We start from the raw sequence: 17,665 nt of genomic DNA, 5'->3' as shown, positions 1-17,665 counted from the left end.
GGAGGGGGGTCAGGCCGAGGGGGTCGGCACCGAGGTCACCCGCTCCGTCGCCACCTCGGCCGGCTTCACGCCCAGCTCCGCGGTGGGCACCCGGTGCGTCTCCCGGCCGGTGAGTGCGGCCACCGCGCTGATCAGGCAGATGGCCGCGGTGAAGCCCGCGACGCCCAGCCAGTTCTTCCCGTCCGGGCCGGCGATCTGCTCCGCGAAGGAGACCGCGAAACCGGCGACCGCGAAGCCGATCTGGGTGCCGATGGCCATGCCGGACAGGCGGACCCTGGTGCTGAACATCTCGCCGTAGAACGCCGGCCAGCTGCCGTTGGCCGCGCTGTAGACGACGCCGAAGAAGACGATGCCGGCGAGGAACACCAGCGGGTAGCTGCCGGTGGAGATCGCCCACAGGTAGACGAAGATCATCACGGCCGAGCCGATGGCGCCGGTGAGGAAGACGGGCTTGCGGCCGATCCGGTCCGACAGCCGCGCCCACAGCGGAATGGCCAGCAGGGCGGCGGCGTTGGCGAGCGCGCCGACCCACAGCATGGCCGACTTGTCGAGGCCGACGCTGTCGCTGGTGGCGTAGGCCAGGGCCCAGACGGTGAAGATGGTGCTGACGGTGGCGATGAGGGAAGCGGCGACCACGCGCAGTACGTCGGCCCAGTGGTGACGCAGCAGGTGGGCGAGCGGCAGCTTGGCCACGTCCGCATCCGCCGACGCCTTCAGGAACGTCGGCGTCTCCTCCAGCTTCCGGCGGATGACGTAGCCGACGACCGCGACGACGGCGCTCAGCAGGAACGGGATGCGCCAGCCCCAGGTGTAGAGCTGCTCCTCGGGCAGTGTCGCGACGGGGATGAAGGCCAGCGTCGCGAGGATCTGGCCGGCCTGGGTCCCGTTCAGCGTGAAGCTCGTGTAGTAGCCCCGCCTGGTTTCCGGGGCGTGCTCCAGGGTCATCGAGTTCGCGCTCGCCTGCTCGCCCGCCGCGGAGAGGCCCTGCAGGACGCGCATCAGGACGAGCAGGACGGGGGCGGCCGTCCCGACCTGGGCGTAGCTGGGCAGGCAGCCGACGAAGAAGGTCGAAAGGCCCATCAGCATCAGCGTGAAGACCATGATCTTGCGTCGGCCGAGCCGGTCGCCGTAGTGCCCGAGGACCAGCGCGCCCAGCGGCCGGGCCGCGTAGGCCACACCGAAGGTGCCGAGCGAGATCAGGGTCGCGGTCGCCGGGTCGTCGGGGCTGAAGAAGACGTGCGGGAAGACCAGGGCGGCGGCGCTGCCGTAGATGAAGAAGTCGTAGTACTCCAGGGCGCTGCCGATCCAGGCGGCGATGGCGGCCTTGCGGGGCCTGCCTTGCGGGGGTGCGGACGGTGCCGGGTCATCGAGCGGGTGAGCGGACACACGTGCTCCTGTGGGAACGGCCACCGGGCTCCGACGGAGAGCCGCCGGGTGGCGGGAGGGAGGGCAGAAGGTCGGGCAAGGGGAGGGCGGCGACGGCTTGCTGACGGGGGTGACCGTGCGAGGGCGACGTCGGGCGCTCCGGGCCGCTGGGTGTCACGGCGAATTAACGTACTAGGTAGTTAGTTGCGTTCCAGGGATCGTGCTGTTCGGCGGCTGTCACTGTCAAGACATCCGGCGGAAACTTTTGCGACGGACTCGGAACGCCCGGCGGGGGAGCGGACGTGCGCCGGGGGGCGCCTGCCGGGAGTGGGTGGCCGGCCGCTCGCGCCTGTGCCGGGCGAGCGGGTACGGGCGAGCCGGTCGCCCAGGTGCTGCATAGGAGCGGTGGACGAGGGGCCGTACGGGCACATCAGCCCTCGGCGGGGGCGCTTCCGGTCAGATACGCCAGCACCATGTCGCCGAGCATCGTGCGGTAGTGGTCGCGGCGGTCCTTGGCGGTCAGATCGCGTCCGAAGAGCGCGCCGAAGGTATGCCGGTTGGCGACCCGGAAGAAGCAGAACGAGCTGATCATCGCGTGCAGGTCGACGGCGTCCACCTCGGCCGTGAACACGCCCTGCGCGCGGCCCTCCGCGAGGATGCGGCCGATGACCTCGATCGCCGGGGAATTGAGTTCGCCGAGCGTCGGCGAGGCGGCGAGGTGCTGCGCCTCGTGGATGTTCTCGATGGTGACCAGGCGGATGAAATCCGGGTGCGCCTCATGGTGGTCGAAAGTCAGCTCGGCGAGGTGCCGGATGGCGGCCGCCGGGTCGAGATGCCCGACGTCGAGCCGCTGCTCCTGCTCGCGGATCACGGCGTACGCCCGCTCCAGCACCTCGCTGAAGAGCTGCTCCTTGCCACCGAAGTAGTAATAGATCATCCGCTTCGTGGTGTGGATGCGCGCGGCGATCTCGTCGATACGGGCGCCGGTGTAGCCCAGGCGCGCGAACTCCTCCGTGGCGACGTCCAGGATCTCCGCCCGGGTCCGCGCCGCGTCGCGCTGCCGTCCGGCGGGGCGGGACGGCGGGCGAACGGCACTCATACGGCTCCTCGGGCTGGATCAGTGCCGGTCAGTCTAATGGCCGAGGTCTCCGGACGGCCCGGAGACCTCGGCTGCCGCCGCTCGGTACGCGCGGGCACACGGCCGGTGGAGCTAGGCGGGGCCCGGTGAGGGGGTGTGTGGCGGCGGGACCGGGTCGGGGGCGGGACCCGGCGTGGGGCCCGGTGTCGGTGGCGCCGGGTTCGGGGGGATGGGGTCCGGCTCCGGGTGCGGTGCCGGCGGGGGCACCGGGTCGGGCCCCGGGGCCGGCACGGGGCCCGGGCCGGGACCCGGCGTGGGGCCCGGCGGGCCGGGACCGGGACCGGGGGTGGGTGGCACCGGGTCCGGATGCGTGGGCCCGGGCGGCCCGGGAGGCTGGGGCACCGTCATGGCGTTTCTCCAATCGCCGATGGCACGACTCGGCAGCGATCGCGGCCCATGGCGCGGACACGCGTCGCTCCGGCGTTCTTCGCCCTACGCCCCTCGGGTTCCCGGGCGACGTGGCTCCATGCCTTCCGCGTTCGGGGGCGGTGCGAAACCGCCCGCCCGGGTGTGCGGCACGGACCGCGGGGCCACCCGTCCGCCGGGAGTACGCACCCGCCGAGCGGGTACCCCGGCCGGCATGAGTGATAAGGACACCGGCACCGAAAAGGTGCGGGCGGGTCGCCGCACCGTGGAGATCCACCGGCCGGACAAGGTGCTGTTCCCCGACGACGGTCTGACGAAGGCCGACGTCGTCGGCTACCAAGAGCAGGTGGCGGCGTTCATGGTGCCGCACCTGCGGGGGCGGCCCCTGATGCTGGAGCGGCTTCCCGGGGGCCTCGACGGTCCGCACTTCATGCAGAAGGAGACCCCCGCCCACTACCCCGACTGGATCCGGCGCGAGACGGTCACGAAAGAGGGCGGGACGGTCACGCACACCGTCTGCGACGACAAGGCGACCCTCCTCTTCCTCGCCGACCAGGCGTGTCTGACGCTGCACCGCTGGCTCTCCCGCGCCGAGCGGCCCGACCACCCCGACCGGCTGGTGTTCGACCTCGACCCGCCCGGCCCCGACTTCGAGGCCGTCCGCGAGGCGGCCCGCCACCTGACGGAGCTGCTCGACGAACTCGGGCTGCCGGCCGTCCTGATGACCACCGGCTCGAAGGGGCTGCACATCACCGTCCCGCTCGACGGCAAGAGCGACTTCGACACCGTTCGGGACTTCGCCCAGCAGACGGCCGAGGTGCTCGCCGGGCGGTACCCGGACCGCCTCACCACCGCAGTCCGCAAGCAGGCCCGCGAGGGCCGGCTCTACCTCGACGTGCAGCGCAACGCCTACGCGCAGACGGCCGTCGCCCCCTGGTCGGTGCGGCCGAAGCCGGGCGCCCCGGTCGCCACGCCGATCAGCAGGCAGCAGCTCGACGACCCCGAACTCACCGCGCAGAGGTGGTCGTTGAGGGACGTCGAGGGGGTGCTGCGGCAGGCGCGGTCGCGCCCTTGGGCGGAGGTGACGAGCCGCGGCCGCTCCCTGAAAACCGCGGCGAAGCGCTTGGACGGCCTGCGGTGACCGGGCAGCGGGTGGGTGGTTCGTACGACCGGTGAGGCACCTGCGCGGTCAGCGCCGGCTGTCCTCCGTGCTCTCCGGCCCGGAGGTCCCCGCGTCGTCGGCCGCCACCGCCTCGTCGAGGCGCTTGCGCTCCAGCCGGGCCCGCGCCCGGTCCCTGGGCGAGGCATCGGTGATGTCGAGGAAGATCTGGTCGGCGACCGGCCACCGCTGGTGCAACTGCCCCTTCACCCGCACCAGCACCTCTTCCACCTCCTCGCTGTCGAGCCCGCCGACCAGATCGATACGGGCCGCGACCAGCGTCGACTGCGTGCCCATCCGCATCGTCAGCAGCATCGTCACCGTGTCGATCTCCGGCTGCTCGTCCAGGAACTCCTGAATCGCCTTCCGCAGCGCCGGGTCGGCGGCCTCCCCGATGAGCTGTCCGCGCGACTCCTTGGCGAGCTGGTAGGCCACATACACCAGCAGCGCGCCGATGATCAGCGAGGACCACGCCTCGTACTGCACGTCGCCTGTGGCCATGTGCAGGCCCATGCCGGCCATGGCGACCAGCACCCCGAAGCAGGCGGTGGAGTCCTCGGCGAGCACCGTCCGCAGCGCGGGGTCATCGCCCGTGCGGATCGTGGCGAGCATGCCGCGGCCGGTCCTCCGTGCCTGGCCGCGGACCTGCACCAGCGCACGGACGAGCGAGGAGCCCTCGGCGAGCAGCGCGACGGCGAGCACGAGGAGACCGGCGATATACCCGCTCCGGGTTTCGGAACTGCCCGAGCGAATGGCCTCGATGCCCTGGAAGAAGGAGAAACAGCCGCCCATGACGAAAATTCCGACGGCGGCGAGCAGGGACCAGAAATAGCGCTCCTTTCCATAGCCGAACGGGTGCTGGGCGTCCGGGGCGCGTTTGCTGCGCTTGAGCGAGGCGAGCAGAAATACCTCGTTCAGCGAGTCGGCGACGGAGTGGGCGGCCTCGGAAAGCAGGGCGGGGGAGCCGGCGAAGAATCCACCGAGTGCCTTCGCTACGGCGATGACCAGGTTGGCGGCCAGCGCGACGAGGACGGTGACCGCGGTCCTGGAGTCGTCGGAGGCGGGCGCTTCCCCTCGCGCTTCCGTTGGCGCCGCGCCGGAGCGGGCGGTGGTATCGGCCTGCTGGGACAAGCGGTTTCTCCCCCCGAGGTCGGACGGCCGGCGCGAGCGCTGCGCTCCGTGCGGCCGGCACATTCCTTGCGCCGCCTGTGCGCCGCAAGGACGCGTACCCGTTTCCGTGTCCGCGAACCGGGGACTCCTGGAGGGAGGGATCCGTGCATGCCGCGACAATGGAGGGCACCGTGAGCGTTTTTCCGGCGATCGGCGAGAAGGGCTGCGGGGATTTCCGCACGGCCCGGAAGCGCGGTGGCGCACGGTGAGCCGGCGAGGTGGACAGCAGGAAATTGCCCGGATTCTGCTGGACCGGCACGGCCGGACGTATGCCGAGGAAGCCGGTATCCGCGTGCGGGACACCCCTCAGCCGCTTTATCAGGTACTCGTCCTGGCCATCCTCCTCAGCGCGCGCATTCGCGCGTCGGTGGCGGTCGCCGCGGCACGCGCTCTGTTCGGCGCGGGCATGCGCACCCCGCGCCGGATGGCGGAGGCGACGTGGCAGCAGCGCGTCGACGCCCTGGGCGCGGGAGGCTACCGGCGTTACGACGAGCGCACCTCCACCCAGCTCGGCGACGGGGCCACGCTTCTGCTGGACCGGTACGGCGGCGATCTCCGCCGCATGCGGGACGCGGCCGACGGCGATCTCGACGCGCTGCGCCGCGTGCTCCAGGAGGTGCCGGGCCTCGGCCCCGCGGGTGCGGACATCTTCCTCCGCGAGGTGCAGCACGTCTGGACCGAACTCGCGCCGTACCTCGATGCCAAGGCCGTGCAGGGCGCGGAGCGGCTGGGCCTGCCGGCGGACAGCGAGAAGCTCTCCCGCCTGGTCACCGACGACGACGCCGCGGCCTTCGCTTCGGCGCTGGTGCGCGCGGCGCTGGACCGGTCGGTCGTCGACGACGTGCTGCCGGCCTCCGCCAAGTGACCGCCCCACGCCCGCCGGGTTCGCGCGCGACGGGCCCGCGTTCGGCCGCACACCTCACACGATCAGCGCCGCGACCAAGGTGATGCCCGCCAGGAACCAGGCGACGTAGTCGCCCACATGGCCCGAGTGCAGGCGGCGCAGCGGTCCGGTCCACCCGGCGGGCTCGCGGCGTACCGGCGCTCGCACCGCAAGCGCGGCGAGCGCCACCGCCAGGACGGCGGACAGCAGCCCCCACAGGACGCCCGTCGCCGACCAGTGCGGCGGCGGCGTGGCCACCGGAGCCGCCGCGCCGCCGCGCAGGACGGACGCCGCGTAGCCGGCGTGGTCGGTGAAGGCGTCCGCGGCCCGGCCCACGGGCGGCAGCAGGGCGGGCACCACGCCGACCGCCAGCGCGCCGGCCAGCAGCACCGCGGGCACCGCGAGCATGGTGTCCGGGATCCGGGAGAGCCGGCCGCCGCGGGTCTCCGGCTCCTCCTCCTTGCCGGTGGTCTCGTGGGCTGCTTCGGCCGGACGCGGGCCGAGCCCGAGGAACACCCGTGCGGCGGCGCGCAGTACCGCCCCGCCGGTGGCCGCCGAGACCAGCACGAACAGCGCGGTCGCCCAGCCGCCCGCCGCCTCTTCCGTGACGGCCTTGCCCAACGCGGTGCCGAACGGCGGGAGCCCGGCCAGCGCGAGCCCGCCGAGCCCGAACAGCACACCCAGGCCGGGGAGTCCGCGGCCTCGGCCGTGCAGCTCGTGCTCGTCGACGCTCCCCAGCCGGTCCAGGAGAAGGCCGACGCAGGCGAAGAGCGCGGCCTTCACGCCCGCGTGCGCCAGCACGTACAGGGCCACACCGCCGAGGCCCTGCGGGGTGAGGACCGCGAGTCCGACGAGGAACAGGCCGGTGTGCGCGACGGTGGAGTAGGCCAGCAGGCGTTTGAGGTGGCGCTGCAGCCAGCACATCACCGCGCCGAGCGCCGCCGTCAGCACCCCCAGGGCCAGCAGCGCGCGGTGCGCGTCGGGAGCCGGGACGCCGCCGGGACCGGCGAAGACCGTCCAGTAGACGCGGGCCGTGCCGTACACGCCCAGTTCGACCATGACCGCCGACATCAGCATGCACACGGGCGTCGGGGCCACCGCGTGCGCGTCGGCGAGCCAGAAGTGGAAGGGCACCGCCGCGGCCTTGACCAGGAGACCGGTGACGACGAGCACGAAGCCGGCGGTCACCAGGGCGTCCGGGCCGCCGGGGTGCGCGTCGAGACGGCTGCCGATCTGCGCGAAGCCCAGTTCACCGGTGCGCGCGTACAGCAGGCCGATGCCCAGCAATGTGGTGTAGCCACCGAGGGAGTTGACGATGCCGAAGACCAGGCCGCCCTGGACCGCGCGGGCCTCCTCGACGCGGTAGCCCGTCAGCGCGTAGGCGACGACGCTCATCAGCTCGAAGAAGACGAAGGCGTTGAAGAGGTCACCGGTGAGCACGAAGCCGCACATGCCCGCCTGGAAGAGCAGCACCAGGGCGGGAAACGACCCCGCGTGGCGCACCGGCGGTTCGTCGAAATACCGCCAGGCGTAGACGAGGGCGGCCAGGACCAGCAGCGAGATCAGGGCGGCCAGGCCCAGTCCGATGTGGTCGCCGACCAGCACGATGCCCACGCTCGCGCCACCGTGCGGACGCCAACCGCCCAGCCACTCGACGGACCGTCCCGCGGGGCCCGCCGTGCCGCTCAGCGCGAGGAGCGCCGCGGCGGCCGTGCCCCCGGCGAACAGGCACCCCGCCACCTCGGCGGCGAACCGCGGCAGCCGCCGGCCCGCCCCGACCAGGAGCGCCGCCCCGAGCAGCGGGATCGCCACGATCAGCGGAAGGAGCCCCGCGACGCTCACCCCCGCAGCTCCGACAGCTCATCGGGGTCCACCGTGCGGTGCCGTTTGGCGACCTGGATGACCAGGGCGAGCAACAGCGCCGTCACGGTCGCCCCGATCACCACGTCCGTGAGGACCAGGGCCTGCACGACGGGGTCGACGACGGGGCGGGAGCCCGGCGTGATGTCGGAGAACACCGGTGCGGTGGCGCCGTCGCGGTAGCCGACGGCGAGCAGCAGGACGTACGTCGAGGACTGACAGACGGCCAGGCACCCCACGGCGTGGATGAGGTTCCGGCTGGTGGCCAGCCCGTAGCAGCCGATCAGGAAGAGCCACCCCGCGATGACATAGGGCAGTACGCTCATTCGCCCGCCTCCGCCTTCTCGCCGTGGGCGTCGTCCTCGATCTCGACGGCCTGGTCGAGGAAGCGGGCCAGCAGGACGACGACCCCGCACGCCACCTCCACTCCGATGGCGGCGTTGAGCAGCGGCACGGTGCCGCCCGAGGAAAGGGTGTTGAAGGTGCCGAAGGGGAGGAAGTTGGCGAGGAACGCCGATCCGGCCACCAGCGCCGCCGCGCCCATCAGGATGTAGGCGGCCTCGCCCGCGGCGTCCGCGACCTCGTACAGGCCGATCGGCCGGATCCGCTCCAGCGCGCGGTAGTCCACGGCGATGTAGAGCAGGTGCAGCGCCGTCGCGACGACCAATCCGCCCTGGAATCCTCCGCCGGGGCTGAGTTGGCCGTGCGCGACGATGTACAGCCCGACCAGCAGGGCCACGGGCAGCGCCATCAGCGCATAGCGGCGCACCGGCCGCGCGACCCGGAACGGCTCGGGCGGCCGCCGGTTCTCGTCGCGGGTCTGGCGGAGCAGCACCACGGTGCCCAGCACGGCCCCGAACAGGATGGTCTCCTCCCCGAGGGTGTCGAAGGCGCGCTGATCGAAGTTCACCGACGCGATGGAGTTGGCGGTGCGGTGGTCGAGGGCGGCGCGGACGGCCCGTTCGCCGTAGGGATGCCACGCCCCGCCGAACCGCGGCAGATCGAAGCAGGCCGCGACGAAGAGGACGGCCACACCCAATGCGCCGACGGCCAGCACCCAACGCCGCAGCGTCATGCTCACTCGTGCTCCTCCCGGCTCTCACTGCGCGCCCGTCGGCGCACCTTGCGTACGGACAGCAGCACCATCAGCGGAGTCAGCGCGGAGCCGACCGCGAGCTGGGAGAGCGCGACATCGGGCGCCTGGAGGAGCAGGAACAGCACCGCGAGCGCCAGGCCGAGCAGGGACAGCAGGAAGGACTGGCGCACCGGGTCACGCACCAGCACGGTGGCGGTCCCGGCGGCGGCGACCAGGACGAGTCCGAGCAACAGCGGCAGATCAGCCATCCGACATCCCTTCGGCGGGCCCGCCCAGCCCGTGGCCGGTGGCAGCCGCGGCGGTCACCGCACGGGACGAGACCCAGCTGCCCCACAGCAACAGCGCCCCGATGAACAGCAGTTTCACCAGGGCACGGCCGGGTCCGGTGACCACGCACAGCGGCAGCACCACCAGGGTCACGGAGCCGTAGCACAGCCACGTCATCGCCCGCAGCGGGCGCGGGCGCGGCGGGGCGGCGGCCAGCTCGTCCGCCAGCAGCCGCACATACAGCAGTGTCCCCGCGGGGCCGAGCACCGCGAGAACCAGCGCCAGGTCCTGGTAGGCGGTGCGGTCGTAGCCCTGCGCCAACAGCAGGATGACCAGGGCGACCAGAGTGGTCGTCAGGTTCTGCGCCGGGACCCTGCGCCGGACGCGGCCGGTGGCGGCGCCGACCGCCGCCGGCGCGGCGCCGCACAGGAGCAGCGCCGTGCCCGCCGCGGTCCAGCCGTTCACCGGCGGCCGGCCGCCCGCCGGGCCCCGCAGGCCGCGCAGGCGGCGAGGAACGCGGAGGCGGCACCGACCAGCCACTCCAGCCGGTCGACGGTGGAGATCAGCACGAGCCAGAGGCCGGTCAACGCCGCCCACCAGCAGAGGAGTTCGGCACCCGTCGCGATCCGCTGGTTCATCCGCCCACCTCCTGCCGCCCGGGTACCCCGGCCTCAGGCTCACATGCGCGGCTCCCGGCGCCCGGTCACCGCGCCGCGCATCACTCCGACGGGGGCGCGGGCGGAGCCGGCCCCCGCCGGCGCGGCGTCAGCCGGTCCAGGACCAGTCCGCGACCTCCGGCAGGTCGGTGCCGTGCTCCCGGATCCACGCGTGGTGGCGGGTCCGCGCGTCCGCCATCTCCTGCCGCAGTGCGACGGCCCGGACGGCGAGGCCGGGCACCCGGTCGATGACGTCCATCACCAGGCGGTAGCGGTCGAGGTCGTTGCGGACGACCATGTCGAAGGGCGTGGTGGTGGTGCCCTCTTCCTTGTAGCCCCGGACGTGCAGTTGGTGGTGTCCGGTGCGGCGGTAGGTGAGCCGGTGGATCAGCCAGGGATAGCCGTGGTAGGCGAAGATGACCGGCCGGTCGTGGGTGAACAGCGCGTCGTACTCGGAGTCCGGCATGCCGTGCGGGTGGTCCCCGGAGGGCAGCAGCCGCGCCATGTCGACGACGTTGACCACCCGCACCGCCAGCTCCGGCAGCTGCCGGCGCAGCAGGTCCGCGGCGGCCAGCGTCTCCTGGGTGGGCACATCGCCCGCACAGGCCAGCACCACGTCCGGGTCACCGCTGCCGTCCTCGGTGCCCGCCCAGTCCCAGACGCCGACGCCGCGGGCGCAGTGGGCGCGGGCCTGCTCAAGGGTGAGCCAGTCGAAGCTCGGCTGCTTGCCGGCCACGATGACGTTGACGTAATCCCGGCTGCGCAGCGCGTGATCGGCCACCGAGAGCAGGGTGTTGGCGTCCGGTGGCAGGTAGACCCGGACGACTTCCGGGCTCTTGTTCAGGATGTGGTCGACGAACCCTGGGTCCTGGTGCGAGAAACCGTTGTGGTCCTGCCGCCACACATGCGAGGTCAGCAGGTAGTTCAGGGAGGCGATGGGCTGCCGCCAGGGCAGCTGCCGGGAGGTCTTGAGCCATTTGATGTGCTGGTTGACCATCGAGTCGACGATATGGGCGAACGCCTCGTAGCTGGAGAAGAGCCCGTGGCGCCCGGTGAGGAGATAGCCCTCCAGCCACCCCTGGCACAGGTGCTCCGAGAGCACCTCCATGACCCGCCCGTCGCGTGAAAGATGCTCATCGGTGCCGAGGATTTCGGCCTGCCACGCCTTCCCGGTGGCTTCGTAGACGTCCTGAAGACGGTTGGAGGCGGTTTCGTCGGGGCCCACGACGCGGAAGTCGCGGCGCTCCGCGGTGGCCTCCATGACCGCTTCGAGCAGACCGCCGAGCACCCGCGTCGGCTCGTGCACGGCGGAGCCCGGCTTGTCGACGAGAACCGCGTGCCGCTCCAGGGGCGGCACCGGCAGGTCGCGCAGCAGCAGACCGCCGTTGGCGTGCGGCGAGGCACCCAGCCGGCGCGTCCCCTCGGGCACACAGGCGAGCACGTCAGGCCGCGGCGCGCCCGTCGCGTCGAACAGCTCGGCCGGCCGGTAGGAGCGCAACCAGGTCTCCAGCTGCCGCAGATGGTCGGCGTTGTCGCGGACGCCGGACAGCGGCACCTGGTGCGCCCGCCAGGTGCCTTCGACCGGGAGCCCGTCCACGTCGCTCGGGCCCGTCCAGCCCTTGGGCGTACGCAGCACGATCATGGGCCAGCGCGGCCGCTCCGTCACGCCCTCGTCCCGGGCGCGGCGTTGAATGGCGGCGATACGGTCCAGCGAGGTGTCCAGGGCGGCGGCCAGATCCTGGTGCACCGCCATGGGGTCGTCGCCGCTGACGTACAGCGGTTCGTGGCCGTAGCCGCGCAGCAGCGCGTCCAGCTCGTCCTGCGGAATCCGGGCGAGCACCGTCGGGTTGGCGATCTTGTAGCCGTTGAGGTGCAGGATCGGCAGGACCGCGCCGTCGTGCACCGGGTCGAGGAACTTCGTGGTGTGCCAGGAGGCGGCCAGCGGCCCCGTCTCCGCCTCGCCGTCGCCGATCACACAGGGGACGAACAGATCCGGGTTGTCGAACGCCGCGCCGTAGGCATGGGCCAGGGAGTAGCCCAGCTCGCCGCCTTCATGGATGGACCCCGGGGTCTCCGGCGCGACATGGCTGGGGACGCCGCCGGGGAAGGAGAACTGCCGGAAGAACCGCTCCATCCCCGCCCGGTCGCGGCTCACGTCCGGATATGTCTGCGAGTACGTGCCGTCCAGCCAGGAGTTGGCGAGGACGGCGGGGCCGCCGTGGCCCGGGCCCCAGACGCACAGCGCGGCCAGATCGCGGGCCGCGATGACGCGGTTGAGGTGCGTGTGCACCAGGTTGAGCCCGGGAGACGTCCCCCAGTGGCCCAGCAGGCGCGGCTTGATGTGTTCGGGGCGCAGGGGCTCTTCCAGCAGCGGGTTGGCCATCAGGTAGATCTGCCCGACGGACAGGTAGTTGGCGGCGCGCCAGTGGGCGTCCAGCCTCGTGACCTCCGCGGGGTCGAGGGGGCTCGCCGCTGCTGTCTCTGCGTCGCGCATCTCATCTCCTCATCAACTGGCATGGACGGACACGGCGGGAGCGGGCACCGCGTGGCGCCCGCTGCGCTGTCCGGAACACTGCGAGCCGCGGCCCTCAGAGGTCGCGCAGTGCGGGCAGCAGCTTGGTCTCCGCCCACTTCAGGTACGGCTCCTGGTGGTCGCCGCCGACCTGGACCAGGGCGACCTCCGTGAAACCCGCGTCCACGTAGGGGCGTACGGCGTCCACGAACCGGCCGACGTCGTCGCCGCAGGGGATCGCGTCCGCGATGTCTTCCTGCCGCACGTATCGGGTCGCCCCGGAGAAACCGGCAGGGCCCGGCAGCTCGGCGTTGACCGGCCAGCTGCCGACCGCCCAGCGGAACTGGTCGTGGGCCCGCGCGAGCGCCGCCTCGCGGTCGGGGTCGTAGCAGACCGGAAGCTGGCCGATGCGGGGCTTCCCGGCGCCGCCGTGCCGGTCGAAGGAGGCCAGCAGCTCGCTCCTGGGCTCGGTGGCGATGACGAGATCACCGAGACGGCCGGCGATCTCGCAGGACCGCTCGCCCGACACGGCCACGCCGATCTGCACCGGCTCGTCGGGCAGGTCCCAGAGCTTGGCCTGTTCGACGTCGAAGTGGCTGCCGTGGAAGGTGACGTTGCCGCCCTCGAAGAGCGCGCGGATGATCTCGATCGCCTCCTCCAGCTTCTCCAGCCGGACGGGCGCCGCGGGCCAGCCCTGGCCCACCACATGCTCGTTGAGGTTCTCGCCCGACCCCACGCCCAGCCGGAAACGCCCGCCGGACAGCAGCTGCATGGTCGCGGCCTTCTGCGCGACCTCGGCAGGGTGATAGCGGGTCGTGGGACAGGTCACGAACGTCATCAGCGGGATGCGCGACGTCGCCTGCGCCGCGGCACCGAGCACGCTCCAGGCGTACGGGGAGTGGCCCTGGGAGGCCAGCCACGGGAAGTAGTGGTCGGAGGTGACCGAGAAGTCGAAGCCGGCCCGCTCGGCGCCGACCACATGGCTGACGAGGTCCCGCGGGCCCGCCTGTTCGGTCATCATCGTGTATCCGAATTGCACCATTGAATACCCCTAGCCGTTCCGCGGCTTCCGAAACGCACCGACCGCCGCACCGCACCCGGGCGCACCGTCAGCGGCGTTCGCCGGCCAAGCCGGCGGCCCGCGGTGTGCCCCGCGCGAGGTAGTTCTCCGCCGCGATGATCGCCTCGCGGGCCGTGCGGTGCCCCATCAGCACGCACAGGGTGTAGGCGACGTCCTCCAAGCGGCGGCGCCGGGTCGGATCGAGCGGCTCCGCGAGCGCCAGGCGCTCCCACACCCGGTATCGCCGCAGAAGCGACGTGAGGACGGTCCTGTCCGGCAGCAGCATCCTGTCTTCTCCCGACGTCGGCCCGGATGACCGGGAACAGCCCTGTCGGCGCGCGTGGGTGAGCGCGGCCGAACCGAGGGGGTGTACGACGGGCGTGCCGCGAGTGATGCCGGCCGGGCAACTGCCCGGCCGGCATCATTCGCAGCGGCCGTCATGACCTGTATCGCCGACCGGAGGTGGCGCCTGAGCGCGGCGGCGGCGGGCCCTACCCGCGCCCTGAGGCCGGGAGGCATACTCACCTTGCGCCGCGCACCGGGCTCCTGCAACCGGACGAGGACCGCCGCCGGATCCGTGTCATTCGGCTGGGTCAGTCGGGGGGTTCGGGCGCCGGATGGTGGTCCGGCGTGGCGCCGGGCGGCTCCACCGGATCAGGGCCCGGCTCGTCCGGTTCCGACTCGGGCGGACGCGGGTCGCGCGGCAGGGGGCTCGGTTCGCTCGGCACGGGCCCCGGCCCGTCGGGGTTCGGTTCGGTGGTCATCGCGACCGCCTTTCCTCGTTGGCCTTGTTGGTTCCGTTGGTTCCGTTGTTCCCGTCGGCCTCGTGGGCCTTCTTGCTCTCGTCGGCCTGGTCCATCGGTTTCTCCTGCGCTCCTGGAGCGGCGGTCTTCCGGACGCTTCCCGGGGTGCTTCCGGGCATTTCCGGCCTGGTGCCGGGGGAGGGGCGCTGCCCCTCCATGGTGCGTCGGATCCCGGATCGGCCGCCCCGGAGACCTGGTGGGCGCACCCGCCGGGGATTCCCCCGTACCGGCCTCCTGCCCGTGAGCCGTCCGGGTAAAAGACTCAAGATCGATTGATTCGTCGACCGAGGCGCGGCGCGCGGTTCGGGCGCGCCGGTCCCGGCCGTGGGCTCACGCGGCCGTGCCGGGGGCGTCCAGCAGATCGGCCAGCGGCACGCTCGCGTCGGCCAGACGGCCCGGGTCGATCCTGCGGCCGCTGGTCACCAGCGCGCGGATCGGGTCGGTGACGTCCCAGATGTTGACGTTCATGCCGGCCAGTACCCGGCCGTCCGAGAGCCAGAAGGCGATGAACTCGCGGGCCTCGGGGTTGCCGCGGAAGACGACCTGGTCGTAACCGTCGGGCTCGACGTGGCCGGTGTACTCCATGCCCAGGTCGTACTGGTCGGTGAAGAAGTAGGGCAGCCGGTCGTAGTTCACGTCCTGGCCGAGCATGGCTCTGGCGGCGGTCTGCGGCTGGTGCAGGGCGTTGGCCCAGTGCTCGACCCGGAGGTGCCGGCCCAGCAGCGGATGGAAGGCGTTGGCGACATCGCCTGCGGCGTGGATGTCCGGATGGGAGGAGCGCAGCTGCGCGTCGACCAGCACGCCGTTGTCCACGTCGAGACCGGCCGCTTCGGCAAGGCCGCTGCAGGGCGCGATGCCGACGCCGACGACGACCGCGTCCGCGGGGATGTGGGTGCCGTCGGCCAGTCGCACGCCGTCCGCCCGGCCGCCGGCGCCGGTGATCTCCGCGACCCGGACGCCGCAGCGCAGGGTGACGCCGTGGTCGGTGTGGAGTGCGGCGAAGACCTGAGCGACCTCGCGGCCCAGCACCCGCAGCAGGGGCAGCTCGGCCATCTCCAGCAGTGTCACCTCGACGCCGGCGGCGCGGGCGGCGGCCGTGGTCTCCAGTCCGATCCAGCCACCGCCGATCACCACGATCCGGCCGGCGGTGCGGAGGGTCTCCTTGAGGGCGTCACTGTCCGCCAGGCGGCGCAGGTAGTGGACCCCGCCGAAGTCCGCGCCGGGCACCGGCAGGGGGAGCGGGGCGGAGCCGGTGGTCAGCAGCAGCTTCGCGTAGCCGTGCCGGCTGCCGTCGTCGAGGGTCAGGGTGTGCCCGGCCGGGTCGATGCCGGTGACCGTGGTGCCCAGGCGCAGCTCGACGTCGTGTTCGGCGTACCAGTGGGGCGGGTGGGCGTAGACGCTTTCCCGCTCCGCGGTGCCCATGAGGTAGCCCTTGGACAGCGGAGGGCGTTCGTAGGGCCGCTCCTGCTCTTCGCCGAGCAGTACGACGGGCCCGTCGAAGCCCTCCGCGCGCAGTGTCTGCGCGGCCTTCGCGCCGGCCAGACCGGCTCCGGCGATCATGAATGCGGTGTTCCCGGCCATGTCCGGCTCAGCTCCTTCGTCGCCCTGCCCCGGGCGGGACGACGCTGTCGCGTGCGCCCGGGTTGTGCCACTCATCAAGCCCCGGCGACGGGCCCGTGAGGTACCGCTGATGGTGTGGCCGTGCCTGTGCCGGGCCCGTGCCCGTGGCCCGGGCTCACGGCTGTCCGGCACCGCCCCCTCCGGCACTCTCACCCCTCCCGCGGGGCTGTGAGCTGCGAAGGTTACAATTCGAACGGACTGCGCGGCCCGAAACCCGGGCGTATGCGTACGGTCGGATTCCCGTGGACCACGGGGGTGTGCGTGTGGATGTCGTCTGCAGCACCGGACCTCTCCACCTCCCGCCCGCCCCGTCGGCCCGCCCGCGCCGGCACAGCCCAGAAGTGTCGTATGAGCCTCGACCACGCCCCTGCACCGACCACCCCTGCCCCGATACCGGCTGCCCCCGTACCGACGGACGCTTCCGGTCGGCCCGCGGTCCGTCCGCTGGCCGGCCGGGCACCGGCGCCGCCCCCGCCCGCGACCGCGCTGTACATCGTCAGCGCCGCGGCCGTGGTGCTTCTGGGGCTGGTGGGCATCGGCGCACTGGTACACGAGGTGGTCCTCATCGCCCCGCTGGCCGCGAGCGCCGCTCTGGTGCACAGCGCGCCCGCCCTGCCCCTCTCGCAGCCGCGCAGCGTGATCGGCGGGCATCTCCTCTGCGCGGGGATCGGCTTCGGGGTCCTCGCCGCGTGCGGCAGCTCCCCGTGGGCGGCCGCCGTCGCGGGCAGCCTCGCCCTCGCGGCCACGATGATCGCCCGCACACCGCACAGCCCCGCGTGCGCCACCGCCGTCATCGTGGTGCTGCAGAGCCCCGAACCGCTGCGGTTCCTCGCTCTGTTGGTCGGCGCCTGTGTCCTGCTGGTGATGGCGGGGTACGCCGCCTCCCGCGCCCGGCGCGAGGCCCCTGCGTACCCCGCCTACTGGTGGTGACGCGGCGGTCAGCTGCCGCCGCGTGCCCGGTCGAGGTGGTCGCGCAGCGCTCGCGCGGCGAGATCCCGGTCCTCGCCCAGGACGAAGGCCCGCACCCCGTCGGCGTGCCACTCGGCGCGGCGCTCCGGGGTGGTGGACATCGCGCAGAACGGGACACCGTGGCGCGCGCAGCCGGCGCGGAGGGTCCGCACCGCCTCCTGCACGCGAGGGTGGCGGACCTGCCAGGGGACCCCGTAGGACTGTGAGAGGTCGCCGGGGCCCGGCAGCAGCAGATCGACGCCGCCGGGGGAGAGGATCTCGTCGATCGCCGTCACGCCCTCGGCGTCCTCGACCAGGGCGATGACCATGATCTCGGCGTTGGCCCGCTCGATGTACGTGGGCAGGTCGATCCGGCCGAAGCCGGGGCCGCGGCCGCCGTTGAGGGAGCGCATGCCCTCGGGTGCGTAGCGGGCGGCCCTGATGGCGGTGTCCACGTCGGCGCGCTCGCGTACGTGCGGCACGACGATGCCCATCGCCCCGGCGTCCAGGGCGCGCAGCACCGCGCCGGGGTCGGCCTCCGGGACGCGGACGAACGGGGTCAGCCCGGTCGTCTCGGCGGCCCTGATCAGGTGCTCAAGCTGCTGCGGGTCGACGAGGGTGTGCTCGCAGTCGAGGATGACGAAGTCGTAGCCCGCGCAGCCGATCATCTCGACCATGGCGGTCTCGGGGAGGGTGCTGAACAGGCCGTGCACCTCCTCGCCCGCGGCGAGCTTGCGCCGGACCTCGTTGGTACGCAGCATC

The 17,665-nt window shown here is 72.7% G+C and carries 18 protein-coding genes; 3 read left to right on the top strand and 15 right to left on the bottom strand.

Going from position 1 to position 17,665, the window contains the following annotated elements:
* Positions 1 to 9: 9 nt before the first annotated feature.
* Entirely contained in the window at positions 10 to 1,386 is a 1,377-nt protein-coding gene (locus tag ACH4FH_RS26375; RefSeq protein WP_398558380.1) for an MFS transporter, read from the bottom strand.
* 409 nt (positions 1,387 to 1,795) lie between these two features.
* Positions 1,796 to 2,464 (bottom strand): TetR/AcrR family transcriptional regulator, encoded by a 669-nt coding sequence (locus ACH4FH_RS26370; protein ID WP_398558379.1) that lies wholly within the window; start codon positions 2,462 to 2,464, stop codon positions 1,796 to 1,798.
* A 619-nt stretch (positions 2,465 to 3,083) separates the two neighbouring features.
* Here ACH4FH_RS26370 and ligD point away from each other — a divergent pair.
* Positions 3,084 to 4,010: a non-homologous end-joining DNA ligase gene (gene ligD / locus ACH4FH_RS26365; RefSeq protein ID WP_398558378.1), complete on the top strand. Its 927-nt coding sequence runs from the start codon at positions 3,084 to 3,086 to the stop codon at positions 4,008 to 4,010.
* Positions 4,011 to 4,058: 48 nt separating this feature from the next.
* Here ligD and ACH4FH_RS26360 read toward each other — a convergent pair whose 3' ends face one another.
* On the bottom strand, positions 4,059 to 5,159 hold the full coding sequence (locus ACH4FH_RS26360) for a cation diffusion facilitator family transporter (RefSeq protein WP_398558377.1): 1,101 nt from the start codon (positions 5,157 to 5,159) through the stop codon (positions 4,059 to 4,061).
* Positions 5,160 to 5,403: 244 nt separating this feature from the next.
* Between ACH4FH_RS26360 and ACH4FH_RS26355 the strand changes: the two genes are divergently transcribed.
* Positions 5,404 to 6,063: an endonuclease gene (locus ACH4FH_RS26355; protein WP_398558376.1), complete on the top strand. Its 660-nt coding sequence runs from the start codon at positions 5,404 to 5,406 to the stop codon at positions 6,061 to 6,063.
* A 54-nt stretch (positions 6,064 to 6,117) separates the two neighbouring features.
* Here ACH4FH_RS26355 and ACH4FH_RS26350 read toward each other — a convergent pair whose 3' ends face one another.
* The 11 genes from ACH4FH_RS26350 to ACH4FH_RS26300 form a co-directional block, all read right to left on the bottom strand.
* On the bottom strand, positions 6,118 to 7,923 hold the full coding sequence (locus ACH4FH_RS26350) for a complex I subunit 5 family protein (RefSeq protein WP_398558375.1): 1,806 nt from the start codon (positions 7,921 to 7,923) through the stop codon (positions 6,118 to 6,120).
* Entirely contained in the window at positions 7,920 to 8,267 is a 348-nt protein-coding gene (locus ACH4FH_RS26345) for a sodium:proton antiporter (protein ID WP_398558374.1), read from the bottom strand. Before ACH4FH_RS26345 ends, ACH4FH_RS26350 begins: the two co-directional genes overlap by 4 nt.
* The gene (locus tag ACH4FH_RS26340; protein WP_398558373.1) at positions 8,264 to 9,016 is read right to left on the bottom strand and encodes an MnhB domain-containing protein; all 753 of its coding nucleotides are present in this window, start codon (positions 9,014 to 9,016) and stop codon (positions 8,264 to 8,266) included. Before ACH4FH_RS26340 ends, ACH4FH_RS26345 begins: the two co-directional genes overlap by 4 nt.
* 2 nt (positions 9,017 to 9,018) lie before the next feature.
* Positions 9,019 to 9,285, bottom strand: a complete 267-nt coding sequence (locus ACH4FH_RS26335) for a hydrogenase subunit MbhD domain-containing protein (protein ID WP_398558372.1) — start codon at positions 9,283 to 9,285, stop codon at positions 9,019 to 9,021.
* On the bottom strand, positions 9,278 to 9,769 hold the full coding sequence (locus ACH4FH_RS26330; protein ID WP_398558371.1) for a monovalent cation/H+ antiporter complex subunit F: 492 nt from the start codon (positions 9,767 to 9,769) through the stop codon (positions 9,278 to 9,280). The genes ACH4FH_RS26335 and ACH4FH_RS26330 overlap by 8 nt, the downstream gene beginning before the upstream one ends.
* Positions 9,766 to 9,942 carry a hypothetical protein gene (locus ACH4FH_RS26325; protein WP_398558370.1) on the bottom strand — a complete coding sequence of 59 codons (177 nt, stop codon included), beginning with the start codon at positions 9,940 to 9,942 and terminating at the stop codon, positions 9,766 to 9,768. Before ACH4FH_RS26325 ends, ACH4FH_RS26330 begins: the two co-directional genes overlap by 4 nt.
* 127 nt (positions 9,943 to 10,069) lie before the next feature.
* On the bottom strand, positions 10,070 to 12,454 hold the full coding sequence (locus tag ACH4FH_RS26320; protein ID WP_398558369.1) for a phosphoketolase: 2,385 nt from the start codon (positions 12,452 to 12,454) through the stop codon (positions 10,070 to 10,072).
* 94 nt (positions 12,455 to 12,548) lie between these two features.
* Positions 12,549 to 13,514, bottom strand: coding sequence for an LLM class F420-dependent oxidoreductase (locus ACH4FH_RS26315; protein ID WP_398558368.1), 966 nt, complete (start codon positions 13,512 to 13,514; stop codon positions 12,549 to 12,551).
* Between the two features lie 67 nt (positions 13,515 to 13,581).
* Complete coding sequence (locus tag ACH4FH_RS26310; RefSeq protein ID WP_398558367.1) at positions 13,582 to 13,818, bottom strand: DUF5133 domain-containing protein; 237 nt, start codon at positions 13,816 to 13,818, stop codon at positions 13,582 to 13,584.
* Between the two features lie 307 nt (positions 13,819 to 14,125).
* Positions 14,126 to 14,296: a hypothetical protein gene (locus tag ACH4FH_RS26305; RefSeq protein WP_398558366.1), complete on the bottom strand. Its 171-nt coding sequence runs from the start codon at positions 14,294 to 14,296 to the stop codon at positions 14,126 to 14,128.
* Between the two features lie 369 nt (positions 14,297 to 14,665).
* Entirely contained in the window at positions 14,666 to 15,916 is a 1,251-nt protein-coding gene (locus tag ACH4FH_RS26300; RefSeq protein ID WP_398558365.1) for an NAD(P)/FAD-dependent oxidoreductase, read from the bottom strand.
* 387 nt (positions 15,917 to 16,303) lie between these two features.
* On the opposite strand from ACH4FH_RS26300, the gene ACH4FH_RS26295 reads away from it, so the two are divergent.
* Positions 16,304 to 16,885, top strand: coding sequence for an HPP family protein (locus tag ACH4FH_RS26295; protein ID WP_398558364.1), 582 nt, complete (start codon positions 16,304 to 16,306; stop codon positions 16,883 to 16,885).
* An 8-nt stretch (positions 16,886 to 16,893) separates the two neighbouring features.
* Here the strand turns inward: ACH4FH_RS26295 and ACH4FH_RS26290 are convergent, their stop codons facing one another.
* Complete coding sequence (locus ACH4FH_RS26290; RefSeq protein ID WP_398558363.1) at positions 16,894 to 17,664, bottom strand: HpcH/HpaI aldolase/citrate lyase family protein; 771 nt, start codon at positions 17,662 to 17,664, stop codon at positions 16,894 to 16,896.
* Position 17,665: the final 1 nt, after the last annotated feature.

The organism is Streptomyces sp. NPDC017993, from assembly GCF_044328065.1.
GTDB lineage: Bacteria > Actinomycetota > Actinomycetes > Streptomycetales > Streptomycetaceae > Streptomyces.
Note: the sequence above shows the minus strand (reverse complement) of the source record. Positions and strands in the feature narration are given on the sequence as shown.

What these genes read in the sequence shown, in the direction of transcription:
- ACH4FH_RS26370 (WP_398558379.1), bottom strand. Translation starts at nt 2,464, where the DNA reads ATGAGTGCCGTTCGCCCGCCGTCCCGCCCCGCCGGACGGCAGCGCGAC.
- ligD (WP_398558378.1), top strand. Translation starts at nt 3,084, where the DNA reads ATGAGTGATAAGGACACCGGCACCGAAAAGGTGCGGGCGGGTCGCCGC.
- ACH4FH_RS26345 (WP_398558374.1), bottom strand. Translation starts at nt 8,267, where the DNA reads ATGAGCGTACTGCCCTATGTCATCGCGGGGTGGCTCTTCCTGATCGGC.
- ACH4FH_RS26340 (WP_398558373.1), bottom strand. Translation starts at nt 9,016, where the DNA reads ATGACGCTGCGGCGTTGGGTGCTGGCCGTCGGCGCATTGGGTGTGGCC.
- ACH4FH_RS26335 (WP_398558372.1), bottom strand. Translation starts at nt 9,285, where the DNA reads ATGGCTGATCTGCCGCTGTTGCTCGGACTCGTCCTGGTCGCCGCCGCC.
- ACH4FH_RS26325 (WP_398558370.1), bottom strand. Translation starts at nt 9,942, where the DNA reads ATGAACCAGCGGATCGCGACGGGTGCCGAACTCCTCTGCTGGTGGGCG.
- ACH4FH_RS26320 (WP_398558369.1), bottom strand. Translation starts at nt 12,454, where the DNA reads ATGCGCGACGCAGAGACAGCAGCGGCGAGCCCCCTCGACCCCGCGGAG.
- ACH4FH_RS26315 (WP_398558368.1), bottom strand. Translation starts at nt 13,514, where the DNA reads ATGGTGCAATTCGGATACACGATGATGACCGAACAGGCGGGCCCGCGG.
- ACH4FH_RS26310 (WP_398558367.1), bottom strand. Translation starts at nt 13,818, where the DNA reads ATGCTGCTGCCGGACAGGACCGTCCTCACGTCGCTTCTGCGGCGATAC.
- ACH4FH_RS26305 (WP_398558366.1), bottom strand. Translation starts at nt 14,296, where the DNA reads ATGACCACCGAACCGAACCCCGACGGGCCGGGGCCCGTGCCGAGCGAA.
- ACH4FH_RS26300 (WP_398558365.1), bottom strand. Translation starts at nt 15,916, where the DNA reads ATGGCCGGGAACACCGCATTCATGATCGCCGGAGCCGGTCTGGCCGGC.
- ACH4FH_RS26295 (WP_398558364.1), top strand. Translation starts at nt 16,304, where the DNA reads ATGAGCCTCGACCACGCCCCTGCACCGACCACCCCTGCCCCGATACCG.
- ACH4FH_RS26290 (WP_398558363.1), bottom strand. Translation starts at nt 17,664, where the DNA reads ATGCTGCGTACCAACGAGGTCCGGCGCAAGCTCGCCGCGGGCGAGGAG.